Genomic DNA, 19,386 nt, shown 5'->3' on the forward strand with positions numbered 1-19,386 from the left:
GGGTATCCCCCCGCGTCACGTCCTGACGCTCACCCAGGAGGGCAGACACGAACTGCGCCGCCGCCCGCCGAGCCCGCCCAGCGCGACATCACCCACGAGAACCGCTGGTTCACGATCCTCGCCTTCCTGAGACGCCTCGACGACCCCACCGCCCAGGCGGTCGTCCTACGGCGCCGACTGGACTTCCTGGAGAAACCCGCGAGCTTCTTCTACGACGGCGAACGGCCGCTGCGCGCCGAGGAGTTGGACGATCCCTTCCGGCGCGGCATCCTCACGATCGCCCGGGCCACGAGCCGGGCGGAACTCACCTGGCTGCGGGCCACGGTGGGACTCACTCGACGGCTGACCCGTCTCCGCGCCGAGCGTTCGACGCGCGCGCTTCACCGCACCGTCCCCCTTCTGTCGCCGCAACTCCAACTCTACGTTGGGTAGCAGTAGATGAACGGTCGGCGACAGCGAACCACGCAGGGGGAAGGCGGTCAGCATGTTCGACAGGCCCCGTAAGACCTTCGCCAGATTTCTCACCTCCACGCGCACGGAGCCGAGCAACGTCCCACAGCGGCGCCCGCACAATCTCTTCGAGGCCGCCGCCGTCTATGTCTCGGCCCGCGCGGAGGACGACCAGGACCGGATCGACGAGGCCGCGGGCTGGGTGTCGCCGGAGGCGCTGTCCTTCGGGGTGAGCGAGCTGGCGTGCCGGGCCGTCGTCGCCCTCGCCAGGGAGCGTGACGAGTCGCCAAGGACGGTGGCTCGTGCGCTTCTTGGGCTCCCCGCGGGCTGACAGTTCGGGTCACCGGAGGTCATTTCGCCCCGTCCAGCCGGAAAACTGCAGCTCCGGGTGTACTTGGGAGTCGTGACAAGCGGCTTCCGCGCACACTAGGGTGCGCGCGGTTGGACGAATGATGGGGAGGCTGGGATGGCCGACACGGATGAAGAGGCCGTCGCCGCCGAGGACGATGCGCTCTATGTGCTCACGGCGGTGCTGCTGACGCCGGCGAAGTTCCCGAGCGTGCTGGGCGACGACTACCCGGAGGCCTGTGCGGCGCTCGGTATGGCGCCGCTCGCCGACGGGTACGGCCTGGTTCTCGGCCAGGACGGCGACGGGTCGCGGTGGACCGTCGTCATCGACGACGTGTCGCTGGTCGCGGTCGCCATCGCGTCCTGGGACTGCGGCATGGAGTACGACCTGTCGCCGAGCGAGCGCACGGTGGTCGCCGCTCTGCCGGGCTGGCCGCTCGCGGTCGCCGTCGCGGCTCCCAACGTGCCCGCGCCGCACGATCCGGACCCCGACCTCGTGGACCGACCACCGCTGACTCCGCCGGACACCACCACCTGGGGTCCGGCACAACGACGGCTGGGTGCCGACGAGATCGCGCTGCAATGGGCCCTGTGGCGCGAGCAGATCGACGACTCGAACTTCTCGGCGCAGGAGGTTCAGGAGGTTCAGGAGACGCAGCACGGGGCGGACGACGCGTCGGAGACGGACAAGGCCGCCTCGGACGCCACTACCCCCGACGCCGCGTCCGAGGCGCACGGAACGCCGTCCGACGACAACGCGTCGGACGGCACCTCTGCGGGCAGCAGCGGGGAAGGCCCTCAGGCAGGCCACAGCGGGGTTCGTCGGGTGCTGACAGAGGTCCGCGCGTACGTCGACAGCCCGCCGCCCCTCGGCCGCGTCAGATCGTCCTTCGCACCGGGCGACGCACGCACGCTGCGCGCCGACGGCCCCGGCTGGTCGTTGGTCGCCCGAACCGACGACATAGCGTTCGTCCTCCTCGACGACGAGCCCGGCGAGGTCCTGCCGGTCGGCCGGGGCCCCGAGCTTCCCGGTCTCCTGGAAGCACTCGACAAGCTTGCCGTACGGCCGAGTTGAGCCCCTGGGCTCGGATCCGGGCGTCCAGGGGCCCGGACGCCCGGGTCACGCTCGATCGACCGGGTCGACGAGGAAAGCTCGGTTCATGGACGGTGCTCGGCAGCGCACTGTCCACAGGGCTGCTATCGGCAGTCCCGCGGACGGTGCTGTGCTCTGCTCCTGTACGCCGGGCCGGCACACAGCCGGGCATCCGTACGTCAGCGGCCGATCTCCTTGCCCGCCACGCGGCGCAGCCGACGCCGCTGCGACGGGTCCAGCGTGAGATATGCGGCCGCCGGCACTCCCACGACGATCAGGAATGAAACCCACCAGGGCAGCCAGATCAGCAGGATCAGTCCGACGGCCACACCACCTACGGCGATCTTCGCGTTCCTCGACATATGTCGCCTCCTCCGCGGCCGCAGCCGCTCTCTGATCTGAAAACGGGTCCGCGCTCCTCACAGTTCCGGATCGCGACCCTGAGACATCCCTGAGGCGCTTCCCCTACTGGTATCCGGGCCGTCGGCCGTTCCGTCACTCCGTCCACTCCATGCGCAGCGGCTCCCCCACCTCGTGGAGGTGGCGCAGGGCCTGCCGGTAGGAGTCGACGAGCCCCGTCTCCACGTAGGGGATACCCACATCCTGACAGTGGGCGCGCACCAGGGGTTGTGCGAGCCGCAGATTGGGCCGCGGCATGCTCGGGAAGAGGTGGTGTTCGATCTGGTAGTTGAGGCCGCCGAGGAACCAGTCGGTCAGCACGCCGCCGCGGATGTTCCGTGAGGTGAGGACCTGGCGGCGGAGATGGCCCCACCGTTCACCGTTCGGGTCCGGCATCTCCATGCCCTTGTGGTTGGGCGCGAAGGCCAGGCCGAGGTGCAGGCCGAACAGGGCCTGGTGCAGCGCGGCGAACGCGAGTGCCTTCCCCGGGGACATCGAGATGAGCAGCAGGGTCGCGTAGGCCACGACATGGCTCACCAGGAGAGCGCCTTCGACGGCCCGCTCGCGACGGGGCTGGCGCCGCAGATCCTGGAAACCGTTGACCTTGAGGGCGACGCCTTCGAGCAACGTGAGCGGGAAGAACAGCCACGCCTGGTTGCGGGTGAGCCAGCGCCGGAACCCTGAACGGTCCTTGGCCTGTTCGCCGGTGAAGACGAGGACGTCGGCGACGACGTCCGGATCCTTGTCGATGTGGTTGGGGTTGGCGTGGTGGCGGTTGTGCTTGTCGTTCCACCAGGAGTAACTCATCCCCAGCAGCAGGTTGCCGTGGATCAGGCCGATGAGACGGTTGACGGCCTTCCCGCCGGCGATCTGGGAGTGGCCGGCGTCATGGCCTATGAAGGCCGTGCGGGCACCGAACACGGCCAGGAGCGGTGCCAGGAGCAGCGTCAGCCAGGAGTCGCCGATCAGGACGATGCCCGTGACGATGCCGCCCAGCGCGAGGGCGTTGGCGGCGATGCAGCGCGCGTACCAGGCGTACCGCCGCTCCAGCAGGCCTCTGCCCCTGACCGTGCGCAGGAGGGGCGCGAACTCGCTTCCTGGGGGCGCCGCGACGGCATCTCCCGGATCATGCGCGCCGATGACTGCGGTGGTCTGGGACATGTCCGATCTCCGACTCTCTCAGGCAACGGGCTGACCTGAGCAAACGTACGAATCGGTGACCGGTCGCGACCATGACGGAACCCCCCGTGTCCGTACGGGGGTCAGCCGGGTCCTCACAGGGGGGTTGACGACACCCTCGCCGACCCGGTCCCCAGGGATCGAGCCTGTGCAGAGGTACCCGGAAAAAGGCGATGGCAAGGAGTTCACCCACTCCTTGCCACACCCAACGTATAGCGCAGCCGGGGGCTTGCGGCAAGGCCCGGGTCGTCCCGCAAAATGGCCGACCGAGGCCGGGACCTGCGGAAACGAAAGACTCGTGAGTGCAGGTCCACGGATCGGCGGGCCGGAAACCAATCTCCTTGGACGGGCGTTCTGATGATTGACGTGATCGTGGTCGGCGGCGGACCGACCGGCTTGATGCTGGCCTGCGAGTTGCGGCTGCACGGCGTGCACGTGGTCGTGCTGGAGAAGCTGACCGAGCCGACCGGGGAGTCCCGCGGGCAGGGTCTGCACGCGCGCAGTGTCGAGATCATGGACCAGCGCGGCCTCCTCGACCGGTTCCTCGCGGTCAGTGAGAAGTTCCAGGCGGGCGGTCTCTTCGGAGGCATCGTCAAACCATGGCCGGACCGATCGGACACGGCTCACCCGTACGGCGTCGCCACCCCGCAGCCTGTCACCGAGCGGCTGCTCGAAGAGCGCGCCGTCGAACTCGGTACCGAGTTCCGGCGCGGCCGCGAGGTGATCGGGTTGAGTCAGGCCGAGGACGGGGTGACCGTCGAGTTGACGGACGGCTCACAGCTGCGCTCGCGCTACGTCGTCGGATGCGACGGCGGCCGCAGCACGGTACGCAAGTTGCTCGGTGTCGGTTTCCCCGGCGAGCCCGCGACGGTCGAGACGCTGTTGGGCGAGATGGAGGTGGCCGAGGAGCCGGCGGCCATTGCCGCCGCCGTCGAGGAAGTCCGCAAGACCCAACTGCGGTTCGGTGTCAGCCCGAGCGAGAACGGCGGGTACCGCGTCGTGGTGCCCGCCGACGGCGTTGCCGAGGACCGTGCGACCGCGCCGACCCTCGACGATTTCAAGCAGCGGCTACGGGCCGTCGCGGGCACCGACTTCGGCGTGCACTCGCCGCGCTGGCTGTCCCGCTTCGGCGACGCCACCCGGCAGGCCGAGCGCTACCGGGTCGACCGGGTCCTGCTGGCAGGCGACGCGGCGCACATCCATCCGCCGACCGGCGGGCAGGGGCTCAACCTGGGTGTGCAGGACGCTTTCAACCTCGGCTGGAAGCTGGCGGCCGAGGTCAACGGCTGGGCTCCAGAAGGGTTGTTGGACAGCTACCACACCGAACGACACCCTGTAGGCGCCCGAGTCATCGCCAACACGCGCGCGCAGATCACGCTCCTGGGGACCGCTCCTGGTCCGACCGCACTGCGGGAACTGTTCTCGACGCTGATGGACTTCGAGGAGGTGAACCGGTACGTGACCGAGATGATCACCGCGGTCGGGATCCGCTACGACTTCGGCGAGGGCCATGAACTGCTCGGCCGACGGCTGCGGGACGTGAGGCTGAAGCAGGGGCGCCTGTACGAGTTGATGCACGCCGGTCGAGGACTCCTGCTCGACCAGACCGGCCGACTCTCGGTCGCGGGGTGGGCGGATCGCGTCGACTACGTAGTCGACGTCAGCGAGGAACTGGACGCACCCGCAGTGCTTCTGCGGCCGGACGGTCACGTGGCGTGGGTCGGCGACGACCAGGAGGACCTGTTCAGCCGACTGCCCGTGTGGTTCGGCGCGGCCCACCAAGACCGCCCAACCCGCTGGGATCGGTCCGCCGGGAACACCCAGCCTCCCGGGTAGAACGGCTCCGGTCCGCGCGGAACGCCGTAGTCGCGCGGACCAGGTCTCGAACTCGCCCTCGGTGACCGGGCGGAGGGGGAGGGATCTGTCACCGGGCCTGTGCAGCCGACAGCGCCACGGGACGCGATCGCATTACGTGGCCGATACCTCCGAGATGCCGCGCCCGCCCGACCAGCGTCCGACACCCCTGATTCACCTCACCGTCGAGCATCGTTCCTCACGACGCCCAACTCTGGCCGCTGTCAGCCAACTTGTCCTCAGGAGGCCCGATGTCCCCGCACGACCTCGTCCGACGCCGCGTCCGTCGTCCCGTCGCGGCGGGTGTTCCGCTCGCCGTGGTGATCGCGCTCGTGGCCGCCGGTACGGCCGCAGGAGCCCCCGCGAAGGCCGAGGCCGCCCATGTCACGCGGACAGCGACGCTGGGCGACATTCCGCTCGGCGCGTTCAGCAACGCACTGTTGCCCGGGACAGTGGACAACGATCGGGGAGTAGACCTCGGTGGCATCGGCAGCGACATCTATCCGGCCGGCCGCAAGGGCGAGTACTGGACGGTCACCGACCGCGGGCCCAACGGCCAGATCAAGGTCAGCGGAACGAAGCGCCGTACGTTCCCCGTGCCCGGTTTCGACCCGGCGATCGTGAAGATCCGTGTCTCCGGGGACAAGGTGAAGGTCCTGGACGCCCTCCCGGTCACCACGTCCTCCGGGAAGGCCGTCACCGGGCTGCCGAACCAGCAGGGACGCGACGAGGCGCCGTACTCCTACGACGCGCAGACGGCGCTGTCGTACAACCCGAACGGGCTGGACACGGAAGGCATCGTGCGGGTCGGGGACGGGTCCTTCTGGCTCGTCGACGAGTACGGGCCCTCCCTCGTGCACGTCTCCGCGCGCGGGAAGGTACTCACGCGGTACGTGCCCAAGGGGCTGCGTCTGACCGGTGCCGACTACCCGGTGGTGGAGGCGCTGCCGGCCGTCCTGCTGCACCGGAAGATCAACCGCGGCTTCGAGGGGCTCGCCCAACTGCCCGGCGGCGACCTGGTGATGGCCCTGCAGAGCCCGCTGTCGCTGCCGGACGGGGGCGCCGGGGACGCGTCGCTCAACACCCGTCTGCTGCGCTTCTCCACGAAGAAGAAGGCGGTCACGGCGGAGTACGCGTACCGCTTCGACCCGGTGAACGTGGTCGACCCCAGCGAGGACGACACCTCCGAACTCAAGATCTCCTCGGTGGTCGCCGTGGGCGACGACCGGCTGCTGGTCGAGGAGCGCACCGACAAGGCGGCCCGGCTGCAGATGGTGAAGCTGAGCCCGAAGTCGAACATCCTCGGCGGTCGCTACGACGCCGACACGACGTCCCCGTCGCTGGAGCAGCTCGACAACCCGGCCGCCGCGGGTGTCCCGGTGCTGGCCAAGAAGCTGGTCGTCGACCTGGGGACCGTCTCCGGGGTGCCGCAGAAGATCGAGGGCATCGCGCGCGTGGATCACGACACGCTCGCCCTCGTGAATGACAACGACTTCGGGATGACGGACGGCGCGGGCGCCTTCGACGCGCAGGGGCGGTTGGTCGACAGCGGTATCGAGACGACCGTGGTGTACCTGAAGCTTCCGCACGGCATCTGAACGTCCGTCGGCTCCTGAGGCGGCTAGCCGAACAGGGACGGGAGCAGGGACTCGATGTCGCTGGGAACCTCGCTCGGCAGTTCCGAGGGGAAGTTCGACGGAAGCGAGGTCGGGAGCTTGGTCGGCAGGCTGGTGGGGAGTTTCGTCGGGAGGGTGAGGGACGGGCTGTGGCTCGTACTCGAACTGCTCCCCGCGGGAGTCTTCTTGTCCGGTGAGTCGTGTCCTCCGGAGGCCATCAGCACGATGGCGGCGACGGCTCCGGCGGCGACGATCACGGCGAGCAGGATGAACAGCGGTCGGGGGCGCCTGCGGGGAGGCGGTCCGTAGTCCCCGAAGTCCCCTGCCGGCGGGTGTCCGAAGCCTCCGGGAGGTGGTGGTCCGAAGCCGCCTCCCGGAGGCGGGGCGGCGCCCGGAGGCCCGGGCGGTCGAGGCGGTACGGGCGGCATGGCCATACCGTCCAGAGTCGCCTCGTGGAGGTCATGGCGCGACCCCCGCGCGGTGGTTGATACGGGCTCATGCCGTGGATCGCATGATTCCGGAGCATTCCGCGCGGAGGTCGGTCACGAACGGGCACTCACGCACACCAGCGGGCTCGCGAGTGACGTGACGCACGCGTGCGTGCGGTCAGCCGCGTGCTCCCAGGAGGTGGTCCATGGCGAGCTGGTCGAGCTGCTCGAAGGCCATCCCGCGCTGGGCGGCCGCCTCGATGTCGAAGTCTTCGAAGGCCGAGCGGTCCGCGAGCAGTGCCTTGAGGCCGTCCGCCGCGGTCTGCTGCGCCAGTTCGTCCAGACGCGAGGCGCGCAGCGCCTCCTGGACCACCGGGTCGGCACGGAACGCGGCCGAACGCTCCTTGAGGATCAGGTAGTTGCGCATGCAGCCGGCCGCCGACGCCCACACGCCGTCGAGGTCCTCGGTGCGCGGCGGCTTGAAGTCGAAGTGCTTCGGGCCGGCGTAACCGGCGCTCTCCAGGAGGTCGACCAGCCAGAAGGCGGCACGCAGGTCGCCGTTGCCGAAGCGCAGATCCTGGTCGTACTTGATGCCGGACTGGCCGTTGAGGTCGATGTGGAAGAGCTTGCCCGCCCACAGGGCCTGGGCGATGCCGTGCGGGAAGTTGAGCCCGGCCATCTGCTCGTGGCCGACCTCGGGGTTGACGCCGTAGAGCTCCGGGCGCTCCAGGCGCTCGATGAACGCCAGGGCGTGGCCGACAGTGGGGAGCAGGATGTCGCCGCGGGGCTCGTTCGGCTTGGGCTCGATCGCGAACTTGATGCTGTAGCCCTGGTCGGTGACGTACTCGCCGAGGAGGTCGAAGGCCTCCTTCATGCGGTCGAGGGCGACACGTACGTCCTTGGCGGCGCCGGACTCGGCGCCCTCGCGACCGCCCCAGGCGACGTAGGTCTCGGCGCCCAGCTCGACCGCCAGGTCGATGTTGCGGATCGTCTTGCGCAGGGCGTAGCGGCGCACGTCGCGGTCGTTGGCGGTGAACGCGCCGTCCTTGAAGACCGGGTGCGTGAAGAGGTTGGTGGTCGCCATCGGCACCTTCATGCCGGTCGCGTCGAGGGCCTCACGGAAGCGCTTGATGTGCGACTCGCGCTCGGTGTCCGAGGACCCGAAGGGGATCAGGTCGTCGTCGTGGAAGGTCACACCGTGGGCGCCGAGCTCGGACAGGCGCTGCACCGTTTCGACCGGGTCGAGGGCACGGCGGGTGGCGTCGCCGAACGGGTCCCTTCCCTGCCAGCCGACGGTCCAAAGGCCGAAGGTGAACCTGTCCTCGGGGGTGGGCTGGTAGTTCATGACGCGGCTCCTTGTTGCTTCGCTGCGACTATTTCGTCATGGCGGTTTACAAATTAGTATGCACACGCAGCTCTGGGAAGGGACAAGGTGTCCCTGAAGGAGTTGGGTACGGGTCACCGCACCCCGGACAGCCTTGAGAACACCAGGTCAGAGCCCGCAGAGCCGCGGAAAAAACAGGGAGAGCCCGATGTCAGCAGCCGAAGGTCCGCTCGTCGTCGGTGTGGACACGTCCACCCAGTCCACGAAGGCACTGGTCGTCGATGTGTCCACAGGACGGATCGTCGCGAGCGGCCAGGCGCCGCACACCGTCTCCTCGGGAGCGGGCCGCGAGAGCGATCCCCGCCAGTGGTGGGACGCCCTGCGCGAGGCCCTGCGCCAGTGCGGAGACGCTGCCCACGAGGCGGCGGCCGTGTCGATCGGCGGCCAGCAGCACGGCCTGGTCACCCTTGACGCACAGGGCGAGCCGGTGCGCCCGGCGCTGCTGTGGAACGACGTGCGCTCCGCGCCGCAGGCCCGCCGTCTGATCGAGGAACTGGGCGGCCCGAAGGCCTGGGCGGAGCGCACCGGCAGCGTGCCCGGCGCCTCCTTCACGGTCACGAAGTGGGCCTGGCTCGCCGAGCACGAGCCGGAGGCGGTGCGCGCCACGGCGGCCGTACGTCTCCCCCACGACTACCTCACCGAGCGGCTCACCGGGCAGGGCACCACGGACCGGGGCGATGCCTCCGGCACCGGCTGGTGGGCGTCGGGGACCGAGTCGTACGACGAGGAGATCCTGCGGCACGTCGGGCTCGACCCTGCGCTGTTGCCCCGAGTGGTGCGGCCGGGCGAGGTGGCGGGGACGGTGCGCGACTGCCACGACCTGCCGTTCTCCAAGGGCACGCTGGTCGCCCCCGGCACCGGCGACAACGCGGCTGCCGCGCTGGGTCTCGGGCTGCGTCCCGGTGTCCCCGTGCTCAGCCTCGGCACGTCGGGCACGGTGTACGCGGTGTCGAAGCACCGCCCCGCCGACCCGTCCGGCACGGTCGCGGGCTTCGCGGACGCGCACGGCGACTGGCTGCCCCTGGCCTGCACCCTGAACTGCACGCTCGCCGTGGACCGGGTCGCCGCCCTGCTGGGCCTGGACCGGGAAGCAGTGGAGCCCGGCACTTCGGTCACGCTGCTGCCCTACCTGGACGGCGAGCGCACCCCCAACCTCCCCAACGCTTCCGGCCTGCTGCACGGCCTGCGTCACGACACCACCGGCGGCCAGCTCCTCCAGGCCGCCTACGACGGCGCCGTGCACGCCCTGCTGGGCGCGCTCGACCTGGTCCTCGACGCGGACGCGGACCGCACCACGCCGCTGCTGCTGATCGGCGGGGGCGCCCGGGGCACGGCCTGGCAGGAGACCGTACGACGGCTGTCGGGGCGCCCGGTCCAGGTGCCCGAGGCGAAGGAACTGGTCGCGCTCGGTGCCGCCGCGCAGGCCGCGGGGCTGCTGACCGGCGAGGATCCGGCCGCGGTGGCCCGTCGCTGGAACACGGCGGCCGGGCCGGTGCTGGACGCCGTGGAGCGCGACGAGGCGACGCTGGCCAGGATCTCCGGGGTACTCTCCGACGCGGCTCCGCTGCTCGAACGGGGGCCGGAAGCCCGTTGACGCACACCGACCGAGGACTGACGGAGGCATGACCGCACCGCTGCACGAGGCGCACCCCGCCGGGTCCGGGCGTGCCCTGCCCGACACCCAGCAGGGCATGCGCCGGCGCAACCTCGCGCGCGTGATGCACGCGGTGAGCGCCGACGGTCCGCTGTCGCGTGCTGCCGTGGCCTCGCGCATCGGGCTGACCCGTGCGGCGGTGTCGACGCTGGTGGACGAGCTGATCCGGTCGGGGCTCCTCGAAGAACTGGGCCCCGAGCGGCCCGGCCGGGTGGGCCGCCCCGGATCGGCACTCGCCGTCAGCGGGCGCGGTCCGGCCGGGATCGGCGCGGAGATCGGCGTCGACCATCTCGCGGTCTGCGCGGTCGATCTGCGCGGCGAGATACGCGCGCGTGCCGTACGGCACGGCGTGAACCGCGGCCGCTCCCCCGAACCGGTGCTCGCCGAACTCACCGCCCTGGTACGGCAGGTAGTCGCCGAGGCGGACGCGGAGGGCCTGTGGCCGGCCGGGCTCGCGGTCGCCGTGCCCGGTCTGGTGGCACGCGACGGCCGTACGGTCGTCCGCGCCCCGAACCTCGACTGGCACGACACGGATCTCGGCGCCCTGCTGCCCGCCGAGCTCCCGCCCACGGTCGACAACGAGGCCAACTTCGGCGGCCTCGCCGAACTCTGGCTGGGCGACACCACTCCGCGCGACTTCCTGCATGTGTCGGCCGAGATCGGCATCGGCGCCGCGGTCGTCGTCGACGGGGGGCTGCTGCGCGGAACCCGGGGATTCGCGGGCGAGTTGGGGCATGTCCCGGTGCGTCCGGACGGGCCGGAGTGCGCGTGCGGCGGGCGCGGATGCCTCGAACAGTACGCGGGCGAGGAGGCCGTGCTGCGTGCCGCCGGTCTGGAGCCCGGCGCCGACCGGGTCGGTCTGCTCGCGACGCGTGCCGCCGACGGCGACGAGGCGGTACGAGGTGCCCTGCACGACGCCGGTACGGCGTTCGGCATCGCGCTGACCGGCGCGGTCAACCTCCTCGATCCGCAGCTGGTGGTGCTGGGCGGCGCGCTGTCCGGTCTCGCGCCCTGGCTGCTGCCGTCGCTGGAGGCCGAGTTGGCGCGGCGCACGGCGGGGCCCGCCTGTCCGGTGTCGGTGTCGCGGCTGGGGCCCGAGGGTCCACTGCTGGGGGCCGCGCACTCGGTGGTGCGGGCCGTCCTCGACGATCCGGCGGCGGTGGCCGAACGGGCCGGGGGAATCCTGGCCGGACGGGCTGGGGACAACGGGGCCGAACAGGCCTGAAACACGGCCGGGTTCACCCGTCCGAGTGACCGGGTTGTCCACAGTTCCGTCGCCGTCCACGGAAGCACGCCACGCCCTACTGCCCAACCCGCAAGCGCCGTACCGTGATTCACGCGAGGCGCAGCCGTCGTGTCGTGACGACGAGGCGCGGGTGCGGGTGCGGGTGTGGATACGGGTGGACGAGGGGGGATTCGCGTGTCGGGGGAGACAGTTCAGGGGCTGCGGCGGGATGCCATCGGGTTGCGCGAGGTCCTCTTCCAGAGCGTCACGGCCATGGCGCCGGCCGCCGCGGTCGCCGCGTCGATCCCGTCGGGCGCGGCCTTCGCGGGCGGAAGTCTGCCGCTGTCGGTGCTGATCGCGCTGGTGGCCTGCCTGTTCACCGCGTCCTGCGTGGCCGAGCTGGCCCGCGAACTGCCCGCCGCCGGCTCGGTGGCCACCTACGCGGCACAAGGACTGCATCCGGCCGTCGGCTTCCTGGTCGGCTGGGGCTACGTCTTCGTCGAAGCACTGGTCCCACCGCTGCTGCTCCTCCAGCTCGGCTTCACCACCGCGGGCACCCTGCACCAGGAGTGGTCCTCGTATACGGAGAACCTGTGGTGGCCGTGGGCACTCGCGGGCGCCGCGATCATCGCCGCGGCGGGCTGGTTCGGAGTGCGCGCCTCCGCCCGCTTCGGCACGGTCCTCGGGGTCTTCGAGATCCTCGTCTTCCTGGTCTTCGCCGTCTGGCTGATCGGCAAGGCCGGTGGCGCCAACACCCTCTCGGTGTTCGGTACTTCGCACACCGGAAAGGACTACTCGGGGCTCGGCGGAGTCTTCGCCGGATCGGTCTACACGGTGCTCGCGTTCGCCGGGTTCGAGGCCGCCGCGCCGCTCGCCGAGGAGACACGGGACCCGCGCCGGACGATGCACCGCGCGGTGCTCGGCGCGGCACTCGGGATCGGCCTGTTCTACGTGCTGACGACCTACGCCATGACGGTGTACTTCGGGCCGGACCGCTTCAGCGGATTCGGGGCCTCCGGCGCCGCGTCCTGGGAGGGGGTCGCACGCGCGTCGTTCGGACTGTTCTGGGTGCTGGTGTTCCTGGCCGTCGTCAACTCGACGATCGCCAACGCCAACGCGTGCGCCACCGTCTCGACCCGCACCGCCTTCGCCCTGGCCCGCATCCGGGTACTCCCCCGCCTCCTGGCCACCCTGCACCCCCGCCACCGCTCCCCCGTCGCCGGAATCGCCGTGCAGACCGTCGTCGCGGTGGGCGCCGTACTGGGCCTCGGTCTCGGCTACGACCCGGTGACCGCGTTCCTCCTCCTGGCCACGGTGATCGTCACCGTCGTCATCGGTGTCTACATCGTCGTGAACCTGGCCTGCGCGGGCTATTTCCTGCGCCGCAGGCGCGAGGTGCTCAAGCCACTGCGACACCTGCTGGTCCCCCTCCTCGGGATCGTCGCCTTCGTCCCCGCCCTGCTCACCGCGGCAGGCATCCCGGCCTTCGACTTCGTGACCGAACTGACCGCTCCCGTGTCCTACGCCGGGCCGGTCGTCGGCATCTGGATGGCGGCCGGGGTCGTGGTCCTGCTCGTTCTCCTACGACGGCACCCCGAGCGAATAGCCGAAACCGCCCGTGTCCATCTCGACAAACCCGCCTCCACCGGTCATCCGCAGAACGGAGCAGTACAGCCATGAACGACCCCCGGATCCTCACGGTGCGGCCCGAACCCGGCGAGTACGCGTGGACGTTCGGCGGCGCCCCGCCCGTGGCGCGCATCGCGCCCGGCACGGTCCTCGACCTGTACACGGAGGACTGTTTCGCCGGACGGGTACGGTCCGAGAAGGACCTGGTGTCCGAGGTGTGCGAGTTCCCCTTCCTGAACCCGCAGACCGGTCCCTTCCACGTGGAGGGCGCGGAGCCGGGTGACACGGTCGCCGTGCACTTCGTGTCGATCGAGCCCGCCCGGGACTGGGCCGCCTCGACCACGGTTCCGCTCTTCGGCGCGCTCACCTCGACGCACACCACGGCGACGCTGCAGCCGCCGCTTCCGGAGACCGTCTGGATCTGGCAGTTGGACCGGACCCGCCGTACGGCGTTGTTCCGCGCGCGGGACAACGACATCGAGATCGAGCTGCCCCTCGACCCGATGCACGGCACGGTGGGTGTGGCCCCCGCCAACCTGGAGGTGCGTTCGGCGCTGGTGCCGGACGCGCACGGCGGGAACATGGACACGCCCGAGATGCGGGCCGGGGTCACCTGCTACCTCGGCGTGAACGTGGACGGCGCGCTGCTCAGCCTCGGCGACGGGCACGCCCGGCAGGGCGAGGGCGAGACCTGTGGAGTCGCGGTCGAGTGCGCGATGAACACCGTGGTGATCGTGGAGTTGCTCAAGGGGGTCGCCACGCCCTGGCCGCGCATCGAGTCGGACACGCACATCATCTCGACGGGTTCGGCACGTCCGTTGGAGGACGCGTTCCGGATCTCCCAGCTCGACCTGGTGCGTTGGCTGGTGCGCGACTACGGGTTCAGCGAACTGGACGCCTACCAGTTCGCAACCCAGGCGGTCGAATCGCCGTTGGCCAACGTGTGCGACACCAACTACACCTGCGTGGCGAAGATCCGGAAGGAATGGCTGCCCGCGCGCGAGACGCATCGCGGACTGCACGCGCGGCTGCGTGAGACCGCGGCGGCACTCCAGCACTGAGCCCGCCGCCCACTCCGAACACCCGGAAGACCCCGAAGACGCTGAGGACCTCTGAAAGGCAACCCGCAGTGGACCGTTCAAGACCGCTTCCGAGCAGGCGGCGCATCCTCAAGGGTGCCGCGCTGGCCGCCGTACCGTACGCGTTACTTCCCGACCCGGAGGCCGGTGCGCAGACCCAGGCCGTCGACTATCCGCCGGCCGAGTGGCAGCCGGCGAGCACCTCCAACTACACGGCGTCCAACCGCCCCAGCACCTATCCCGTCGACTACGTGATCATCCACGTCACGCAGGAGACGTATCCCAACACCCTGTCCATCTTCCAGAATCCGCAGAAGAAAGTGTCCGCGCACTACCTCGTGCGGTCGGCCGACGGGCATGTGGCGCAGTGTGTGCGGGAGGCCGACATCGCCTGGCACGCGGGGAACTGGGACTACAACACGCGCAGTGTCGGTATCGAGCACGAGGGCTGGGTGGATCAACCCCAGTGGTTCACCGACGCGTTGTACGAGCAGTCGGCCAGGCTGACGGCGGCGATCTGCACGAAGTACGGGCTCCCCAAGGACCGGGCGCACATCATCGGGCACTACGAGGTGCCGGGTACGGACCACACCGATCCGGGGCCGAACTGGGACTGGACGCGCTACATAAGGCTGGTCAATTTCTCCTGAGCCGGGGCGGATCCGGGCCGGTTCCGGGCCGGATCCGAGAGCGTCGCGGTTCGTTCGGGGCGTACCTGGTCGAAACGGTTGTCCGGATCCGTCTGCGGAGTGACGATGTCCGCATCCGTTGCGGCGCCGTGTCGCTGTCGTGTCATCGCCGTTGTGCCGCCGTTGCACCGCCGTCGTATCGACTTCAAGGGAGGCCGAGTTGACCGATCCATGGGTGGCCCTGGAGCCGGGGGCCGACCCTGCCGAGCGGGTGCGGGTGCTGCGCCGGGCGCACGAGACGTTCGCCGTGGCGGGTACGGTGCCGCAGCCTGTGCGGTCGGTGGTGGCCGATTCCTGGCGGCGTTCCGCACGGGCCGGTGTCGGTACCGAGGGCACGGCGAGCGTGGAGCTGACGGACGGTGACCTTGGTGTCTATCGCGCGGAGCATCCGCTGGCGCGGGTGATGCCGCTGATACGGGAGTTGGTGGGCACGTTCGCCGCGGACGGCGAGCATCTGCTGGCGGTGTGCGACGCGCAGGGCAGACTGCTGTGGGTCGAGGGTGATCCGGCGACCCGGCGGAAGGCGGGCCGGATGAACTTCGTGCCGGGTGCGCGCTGGGCGGAGAGCGCGGTCGGGACGAACGCGCCGGGTACGGCGGTCGCCGTGGACCGGCCGGTGCAGGTGTTCGCGGCCGAGCACTTCATCCGGAGGGTCCAGCCGTGGACGTGCGCGGCGGCTCCCGTACACGATCCGCGCACGGGGCGGGTCCTCGGGGCGGTGGACATCACCGGCGGGAACGGCCTGGCGCATCCGCACAGCCTCGGCTTCGTGCAGGCGGTGGCGCGGGCCGCCGAGTCCCAACTGGCGCTGCTCGCCCCGGAACAGACCTCCGTCGACGTGCCCGAACTCACGGCGCTGGGCCGGGACGAGGCCCAACTGTGCCTCCACGGCCGCAAGATGAGGCTCAGCCGCCGGCACAGCGAGATCCTGGTGCTGCTGGCCCGGCATCCCGAGGGGCTGACCGGCGACGAGTTGCTGTGCGCGCTGTACGAGGACGAGTCGGTGCCGCCGGTGACGTTGCGGGCCGAACTCGCGCGGCTGCGGCGGCTGTTGGGCCCGGGCCTGCTCGCCTCGCGTCCGTACCGGCTCACGTCGCCGGTCGAGTCCGACGTGGCGATCGTCGAGCGGCGGCTGGAAGGGGGCGCGGTCATGGGAGCGGCGACGGCGTACACGGGTCCGTTGCTGCCCGGTTCGCAGGCACCGGCGGTGGTCCGGCTCAGGACCCGCCTCGCGGACGGCCTCCGTACGGCGCTCATCGCCCGCCGCGACCCCGACCTCTTGGCGGACTGGGCGCACGCGCCGTGGGGCGAGGACGACCTCGACGTGTGGCGGGCGCTGGCGGCGATACGCCCAACGGCACCGGTGCGTTCGCGACTCGTCGCGCTGGAGTCCGAACTGGCGGCACCGACCGGGTGGTCACACCGGACAACCCGCTGACGTAACTCGCGTGCGGCGCAAGGAACTTGCCGCGCAGCCCGCCCTCCGACTCCCGGCCTCCACCCACCGCTCCCGCGCAACGTACATGCAACGTCCCGTTCCCTAGCCTCGTGCCGAGAGCTGCCCAACGGCGGGCAGCGCTGTTCCGGGAGGCAGACCAGGATGACCCGTTACACGGCACCCGGCACCGAGGGCGCGATCGTCTCCTACCAGGCGCGCTACGACCACTTCATCGGCGGCGAGTACGTGCCGCCGGCCCGCGGGCAGTACTTCGAGAACCCGTCACCGGTGAACGGACAGCCGTTCACGGAGATCGCGCGCGGCACTGCGGAGGACGTGGAGCGGGCGCTGGACGCGGCGCACGCGGCGGCGCCGGGGTGGGGTCGGACGTCGGTGACCGAGCGTTCCGACATCCTGCTCAAGATCGCCGACCGGATGGAGGCGAAGCTGGAGCCGCTCGCGGTCGCGGAGAGCTGGGAGAACGGCAAGCCCGTCCGCGAGACACTCGCCGCCGACATCCCGCTCGCCATCGACCACTTCCGCTACTTCGCGGGAGCGATCCGGGCGCAGGAGGGTTCGCTGGGCGAGGTCGACGACGACACGGTGGCGTACCACTTCCACGAGCCGCTCGGGGTCGTGGCGCAGATCATCCCGTGGAACTTCCCGATCCTGATGGCGACTTGGAAGCTGGCGCCGGCGCTCGCTGCGGGCAACGCGGTCGTCATCAAGCCGGCCGAGCAGACCCCGGCGTCCATCCACTACTGGATGAGCCTGATCGCGGACCTGTTGCCGCCGGGCGTGGTGAACATCGTCAACGGCTTCGGCGTCGAGGCGGGCAAGCCGCTGGCGTCCAGTCCGCGCGTGGCGAAGGTCGCCTTCACCGGCGAGACCACGACGGGGCGGCTGATCATGCAGTACGCCTCCGAGAACATCAAGCCGGTCACGCTGGAACTCGGCGGCAAGTCGCCGAACATCTTCTTCGACGACGTGTCGTCGGCGAACGACGACTTTCTCGACAAGGCGCTCGAAGGCTTCACGATGTTCGCGCTCAACCAGGGCGAGGTGTGCACCTGCCCGTCCCGGGCGCTCATCCAGCGCGGCCACTACGCGGACTTCCTCCAAGCGGCCGTCGCCCGCACCGAGTTGATCAAGCCGGGCCACCCGCTGGACACGGACACGATGATCGGCGCGCAGGCGTCCAACGACCAGCTGGAGAAGATCCTCTCCTACCTGGACATCGGTCGGCAGGAGGGCGCGAAGATCCTCACGGGCGGCGAACGCATCGACTACGACGGTGAGTTGAAGGGCGGCTACTACGTCCAGCCGACGATCTTCGAGGGCGACAACCGGATGCGGATCTTCCAGGAGGAGATCTTCGGGCCGGTGGTCTCGGTGACGTCGTTCGACGACTTCGACGACGCGATCAAGGTCGCCAACGACACGCTGTACGGCCTCGGGGCGGGCGTGTGGACCCGGGACATCAACACGGCGTACCGCGCGGGCCGGGCGATCCAGGCGGGCCGGGTGTGGACGAACTGCTACCACGCGTACCCCGCGCACGCGGCGTTCGGCGGCTACAAGCAGTCCGGCATCGGTCGCGAGAACCACAAGATGATGCTGGACCACTACCAGCAGACCAAGAATCTCCTCGTGTCGTACTCGCCGAAGAAGCTGGGCTTCTTCTAAAGGCAAACGAAAGGGTGCCTGACCTGGGAAAACTCCCGTCAGGCACCCTTCCGAGCCATCTTTGCCCCACCGCCATCCCACCGCTGACCAGTTGGTCCGGGTATTTCCGGGCCGACTCACGTGAGAGTGGCCGCCCTCGCACGCCCCCAGGTGATGCCATAGGCAGCGGCGTCGATGTAGTTGCCGACGGCGCTCTGGAAGATCCGGCCGACAGCGGTTACCCCGAATCGGGCGATGGGAACAGGACGAGTGCAGACGATCAATTGCAGCCCATCTGGCCGTCTCTCCCGGACACCGCCGGTGAGTTCGGCGGGCTTGGCGCCAGTCGCGGCCAACTCCCGGCTCAGGTCCGCCAGTTCGGCGGTGGCCGGACGGCCCGGGGCGAAGAAGTCGCCTCCGTCGCCGAAGACACGGGCAGCAAGGGCGTGTTCACGACTGCGGGCGACGACCCAGCGACCGAGCAGCAGGGCCGTGGCCGGGAAGACCACGGCTGCCATGGCGACGACAGTGGTGGACGACCCTCAGATCGTGTGAGGACATGAACATCGCCTGCGCCACGGCGGTGCGCCCGCGAGCATCGCCGTCACCGCGACCGCGGCGACCACGGACACCGACGGGATGCGCGTGACCTGCTTCGCCACCAACACCAGGAACATTCCGACCCCCGCGCTGGAACCGCGTCACCGCCAGCGCGCCCGCGCCGAAGACCGTATCCGCGCCGCCCGCACCACCGGCCCGCGCAACCTCCCGCTCCATGACATGGCGCGGAACGAGATCTGGAACGAGATCTGGCTGGAGATCGACCAGATCGCCCTGGACCCGCTCGCCCGGACGCCGATGCTCGCCCTGACCGGTAAGCCCTGCCTGTGGGAACCCCGCCGACTCCACCTGCGGCTGTTCGCCACCGGGGCCATGGCCCGGCTCGAAGCTCTGCCTAACCCCGGCTGACCAGCACGCTCCCTTCCCTGCGAACAGCACCACCCCGCCGGAGTCGTGGAACCCGGCGCCCACCCGACGCGGCAGCCGGACCCTCACACTGCCCACCATCAACCCAACACGCTGAAACGGCCCGTCAGTTGCGCTGACGAGCCGTCATGAAAGCCCAGGCCGGCAGTCACCTCTCGCTTGTGATCACAGTTCATCGCAGTCGGTGCCACGGTGTCGCTCTGCACCGCGCAGCGCGCAGTCGCCGTCTTCTCCAGCGGGAAACGCGGGAAACGGCGGAGTGGAAAACC

The 19,386-nt window shown here is 70.2% G+C and carries 15 protein-coding genes and 3 pseudogenes; 13 read left to right on the forward strand and 5 right to left on the reverse strand.

Annotated features, from left to right (window positions below; translation table 11 throughout):
• Positions 1 to 10 precede the first annotated feature (10 nt).
• The 3 genes and pseudogenes from ACGFY9_RS12225 to ACGFY9_RS12235 all read left to right on the forward strand — a co-directional run.
• A pseudogene (locus ACGFY9_RS12225) lies at positions 11 to 432 on the forward strand (hypothetical protein); the annotation flags it as partial.
• A 52-nt stretch (positions 433 to 484) separates the two neighbouring features.
• Positions 485 to 781: a hypothetical protein gene (locus ACGFY9_RS12230; RefSeq protein WP_393753642.1), complete on the forward strand. Its 297-nt coding sequence runs from the start codon at positions 485 to 487 to the stop codon at positions 779 to 781.
• Positions 782 to 916: 135 nt separating this feature from the next.
• Entirely contained in the window at positions 917 to 1,873 is a 957-nt protein-coding gene (locus ACGFY9_RS12235; RefSeq protein WP_393753643.1) for a hypothetical protein, read from the forward strand.
• A 197-nt stretch (positions 1,874 to 2,070) separates the two neighbouring features.
• On the opposite strand, the gene ACGFY9_RS12240 is transcribed toward ACGFY9_RS12235, so the two are convergent.
• Together ACGFY9_RS12240 and ACGFY9_RS12245 are read right to left on the reverse strand one after the other, a co-directional pair.
• Positions 2,071 to 2,253 (reverse strand): hypothetical protein, encoded by a 183-nt coding sequence (locus ACGFY9_RS12240; RefSeq protein WP_033278297.1) that lies wholly within the window; start codon positions 2,251 to 2,253, stop codon positions 2,071 to 2,073.
• 133 nt (positions 2,254 to 2,386) lie between these two features.
• Complete coding sequence (locus ACGFY9_RS12245; protein ID WP_393753644.1) at positions 2,387 to 3,451, reverse strand: fatty acid desaturase family protein; 1,065 nt, start codon at positions 3,449 to 3,451, stop codon at positions 2,387 to 2,389.
• Positions 3,452 to 3,727: 276 nt separating this feature from the next.
• Here ACGFY9_RS12245 and rox point away from each other — a divergent pair, with 276 nt between their 5' ends.
• Both rox and ACGFY9_RS12255 read left to right on the forward strand, forming a co-directional pair.
• On the forward strand, positions 3,728 to 5,305 hold the full coding sequence (rox, locus tag ACGFY9_RS12250) for a rifampin monooxygenase (RefSeq protein WP_393753645.1): 1,578 nt from the start codon (positions 3,728 to 3,730) through the stop codon (positions 5,303 to 5,305).
• A 269-nt stretch (positions 5,306 to 5,574) separates the two neighbouring features.
• Positions 5,575 to 6,921, forward strand: coding sequence for an esterase-like activity of phytase family protein (locus ACGFY9_RS12255; RefSeq protein ID WP_393753646.1), 1,347 nt, complete (start codon positions 5,575 to 5,577; stop codon positions 6,919 to 6,921).
• A 23-nt stretch (positions 6,922 to 6,944) separates the two neighbouring features.
• Here the strand turns inward: ACGFY9_RS12255 and ACGFY9_RS12260 are convergent, their stop codons facing one another.
• The gene (locus tag ACGFY9_RS12260) at positions 6,945 to 7,196 is read right to left on the reverse strand and encodes a hypothetical protein (RefSeq protein WP_393753647.1); all 252 of its coding nucleotides are present in this window, start codon (positions 7,194 to 7,196) and stop codon (positions 6,945 to 6,947) included.
• A 349-nt stretch (positions 7,197 to 7,545) separates the two neighbouring features.
• On the reverse strand, positions 7,546 to 8,712 hold the full coding sequence (gene xylA / locus ACGFY9_RS12265) for a xylose isomerase (protein ID WP_393753648.1): 1,167 nt from the start codon (positions 8,710 to 8,712) through the stop codon (positions 7,546 to 7,548).
• A 187-nt stretch (positions 8,713 to 8,899) separates the two neighbouring features.
• Between xylA and xylB the strand changes: the two genes are divergently transcribed.
• The 7 genes from xylB (at position 8,900) to ACGFY9_RS12300 (ending at position 18,151) form a co-directional block, all read left to right on the forward strand.
• Positions 8,900 to 10,345 carry a xylulokinase gene (xylB, locus tag ACGFY9_RS12270; protein ID WP_393753649.1) on the forward strand — a complete coding sequence of 482 codons (1,446 nt, stop codon included), beginning with the start codon at positions 8,900 to 8,902 and terminating at the stop codon, positions 10,343 to 10,345.
• 28 nt (positions 10,346 to 10,373) lie between these two features.
• The gene (locus tag ACGFY9_RS12275) at positions 10,374 to 11,630 is read left to right on the forward strand and encodes an ROK family protein (RefSeq protein WP_393753650.1); all 1,257 of its coding nucleotides are present in this window, start codon (positions 10,374 to 10,376) and stop codon (positions 11,628 to 11,630) included.
• A gap of 195 nt (positions 11,631 to 11,825) precedes the next feature.
• Complete coding sequence (locus ACGFY9_RS12280) at positions 11,826 to 13,310, forward strand: APC family permease (protein ID WP_393753651.1); 1,485 nt, start codon at positions 11,826 to 11,828, stop codon at positions 13,308 to 13,310.
• Complete coding sequence (locus ACGFY9_RS12285) at positions 13,307 to 14,320, forward strand: acetamidase/formamidase family protein (RefSeq protein ID WP_393753652.1); 1,014 nt, start codon at positions 13,307 to 13,309, stop codon at positions 14,318 to 14,320. The genes ACGFY9_RS12280 and ACGFY9_RS12285 overlap by 4 nt, the downstream gene beginning before the upstream one ends.
• Positions 14,321 to 14,388: 68 nt before the next feature.
• Positions 14,389 to 14,988 carry an N-acetylmuramoyl-L-alanine amidase gene (locus ACGFY9_RS12290; RefSeq protein WP_393753653.1) on the forward strand — a complete coding sequence of 200 codons (600 nt, stop codon included), beginning with the start codon at positions 14,389 to 14,391 and terminating at the stop codon, positions 14,986 to 14,988.
• A gap of 199 nt (positions 14,989 to 15,187) precedes the next feature.
• The gene (locus ACGFY9_RS12295) at positions 15,188 to 16,465 is read left to right on the forward strand and encodes a GAF domain-containing protein (protein ID WP_393753654.1); all 1,278 of its coding nucleotides are present in this window, start codon (positions 15,188 to 15,190) and stop codon (positions 16,463 to 16,465) included.
• A 162-nt stretch (positions 16,466 to 16,627) separates the two neighbouring features.
• Positions 16,628 to 18,151, forward strand: coding sequence for an aldehyde dehydrogenase family protein (locus ACGFY9_RS12300; RefSeq protein WP_393753655.1), 1,524 nt, complete (start codon positions 16,628 to 16,630; stop codon positions 18,149 to 18,151).
• A 305-nt stretch (positions 18,152 to 18,456) separates the two neighbouring features.
• Here ACGFY9_RS12300 and ACGFY9_RS12305 read toward each other — a convergent pair.
• Positions 18,457 to 18,765: pseudogene (locus tag ACGFY9_RS12305) on the reverse strand (two-component sensor histidine kinase); the annotation flags it as partial.
• On the opposite strand from ACGFY9_RS12305, the pseudogene ACGFY9_RS12310 reads away from it, so the two are divergent.
• Positions 18,755 to 19,099 (forward strand): annotated as a pseudogene (locus ACGFY9_RS12310) (IS1380 family transposase); the annotation flags it as partial. The pseudogenes ACGFY9_RS12305 and ACGFY9_RS12310 sit on opposite strands and share 11 nt — an antisense overlap.
• Positions 19,100 to 19,386 lie beyond the last annotated feature (287 nt).

This window comes from Streptomyces sp. NPDC048504, assembly GCF_043200035.1.
In the GTDB taxonomy this organism is placed as follows: domain Bacteria; phylum Actinomycetota; class Actinomycetes; order Streptomycetales; family Streptomycetaceae; genus Streptomyces.

What these genes read in the sequence shown, in the direction of transcription:
- ACGFY9_RS12230 (WP_393753642.1), top strand. Translation starts at nt 485, where the DNA reads ATGTTCGACAGGCCCCGTAAGACCTTCGCCAGATTTCTCACCTCCACG.
- xylB (WP_393753649.1), top strand. Translation starts at nt 8,900, where the DNA reads ATGTCAGCAGCCGAAGGTCCGCTCGTCGTCGGTGTGGACACGTCCACC.
- xylA (WP_393753648.1), bottom strand. Translation starts at nt 8,712, where the DNA reads ATGAACTACCAGCCCACCCCCGAGGACAGGTTCACCTTCGGCCTTTGG.
- ACGFY9_RS12285 (WP_393753652.1), top strand. Translation starts at nt 13,307, where the DNA reads ATGAACGACCCCCGGATCCTCACGGTGCGGCCCGAACCCGGCGAGTAC.
- rox (WP_393753645.1), top strand. Translation starts at nt 3,728, where the DNA reads ATGGCCGACCGAGGCCGGGACCTGCGGAAACGAAAGACTCGTGAGTGC.
- ACGFY9_RS12300 (WP_393753655.1), top strand. Translation starts at nt 16,628, where the DNA reads ATGACCCGTTACACGGCACCCGGCACCGAGGGCGCGATCGTCTCCTAC.
- ACGFY9_RS12255 (WP_393753646.1), top strand. Translation starts at nt 5,575, where the DNA reads ATGTCCCCGCACGACCTCGTCCGACGCCGCGTCCGTCGTCCCGTCGCG.
- ACGFY9_RS12240 (WP_033278297.1), bottom strand. Translation starts at nt 2,253, where the DNA reads ATGTCGAGGAACGCGAAGATCGCCGTAGGTGGTGTGGCCGTCGGACTG.
- ACGFY9_RS12245 (WP_393753644.1), bottom strand. Translation starts at nt 3,451, where the DNA reads ATGTCCCAGACCACCGCAGTCATCGGCGCGCATGATCCGGGAGATGCC.
- ACGFY9_RS12235 (WP_393753643.1), top strand. Translation starts at nt 917, where the DNA reads ATGGCCGACACGGATGAAGAGGCCGTCGCCGCCGAGGACGATGCGCTC.
- ACGFY9_RS12275 (WP_393753650.1), top strand. Translation starts at nt 10,374, where the DNA reads ATGACCGCACCGCTGCACGAGGCGCACCCCGCCGGGTCCGGGCGTGCC.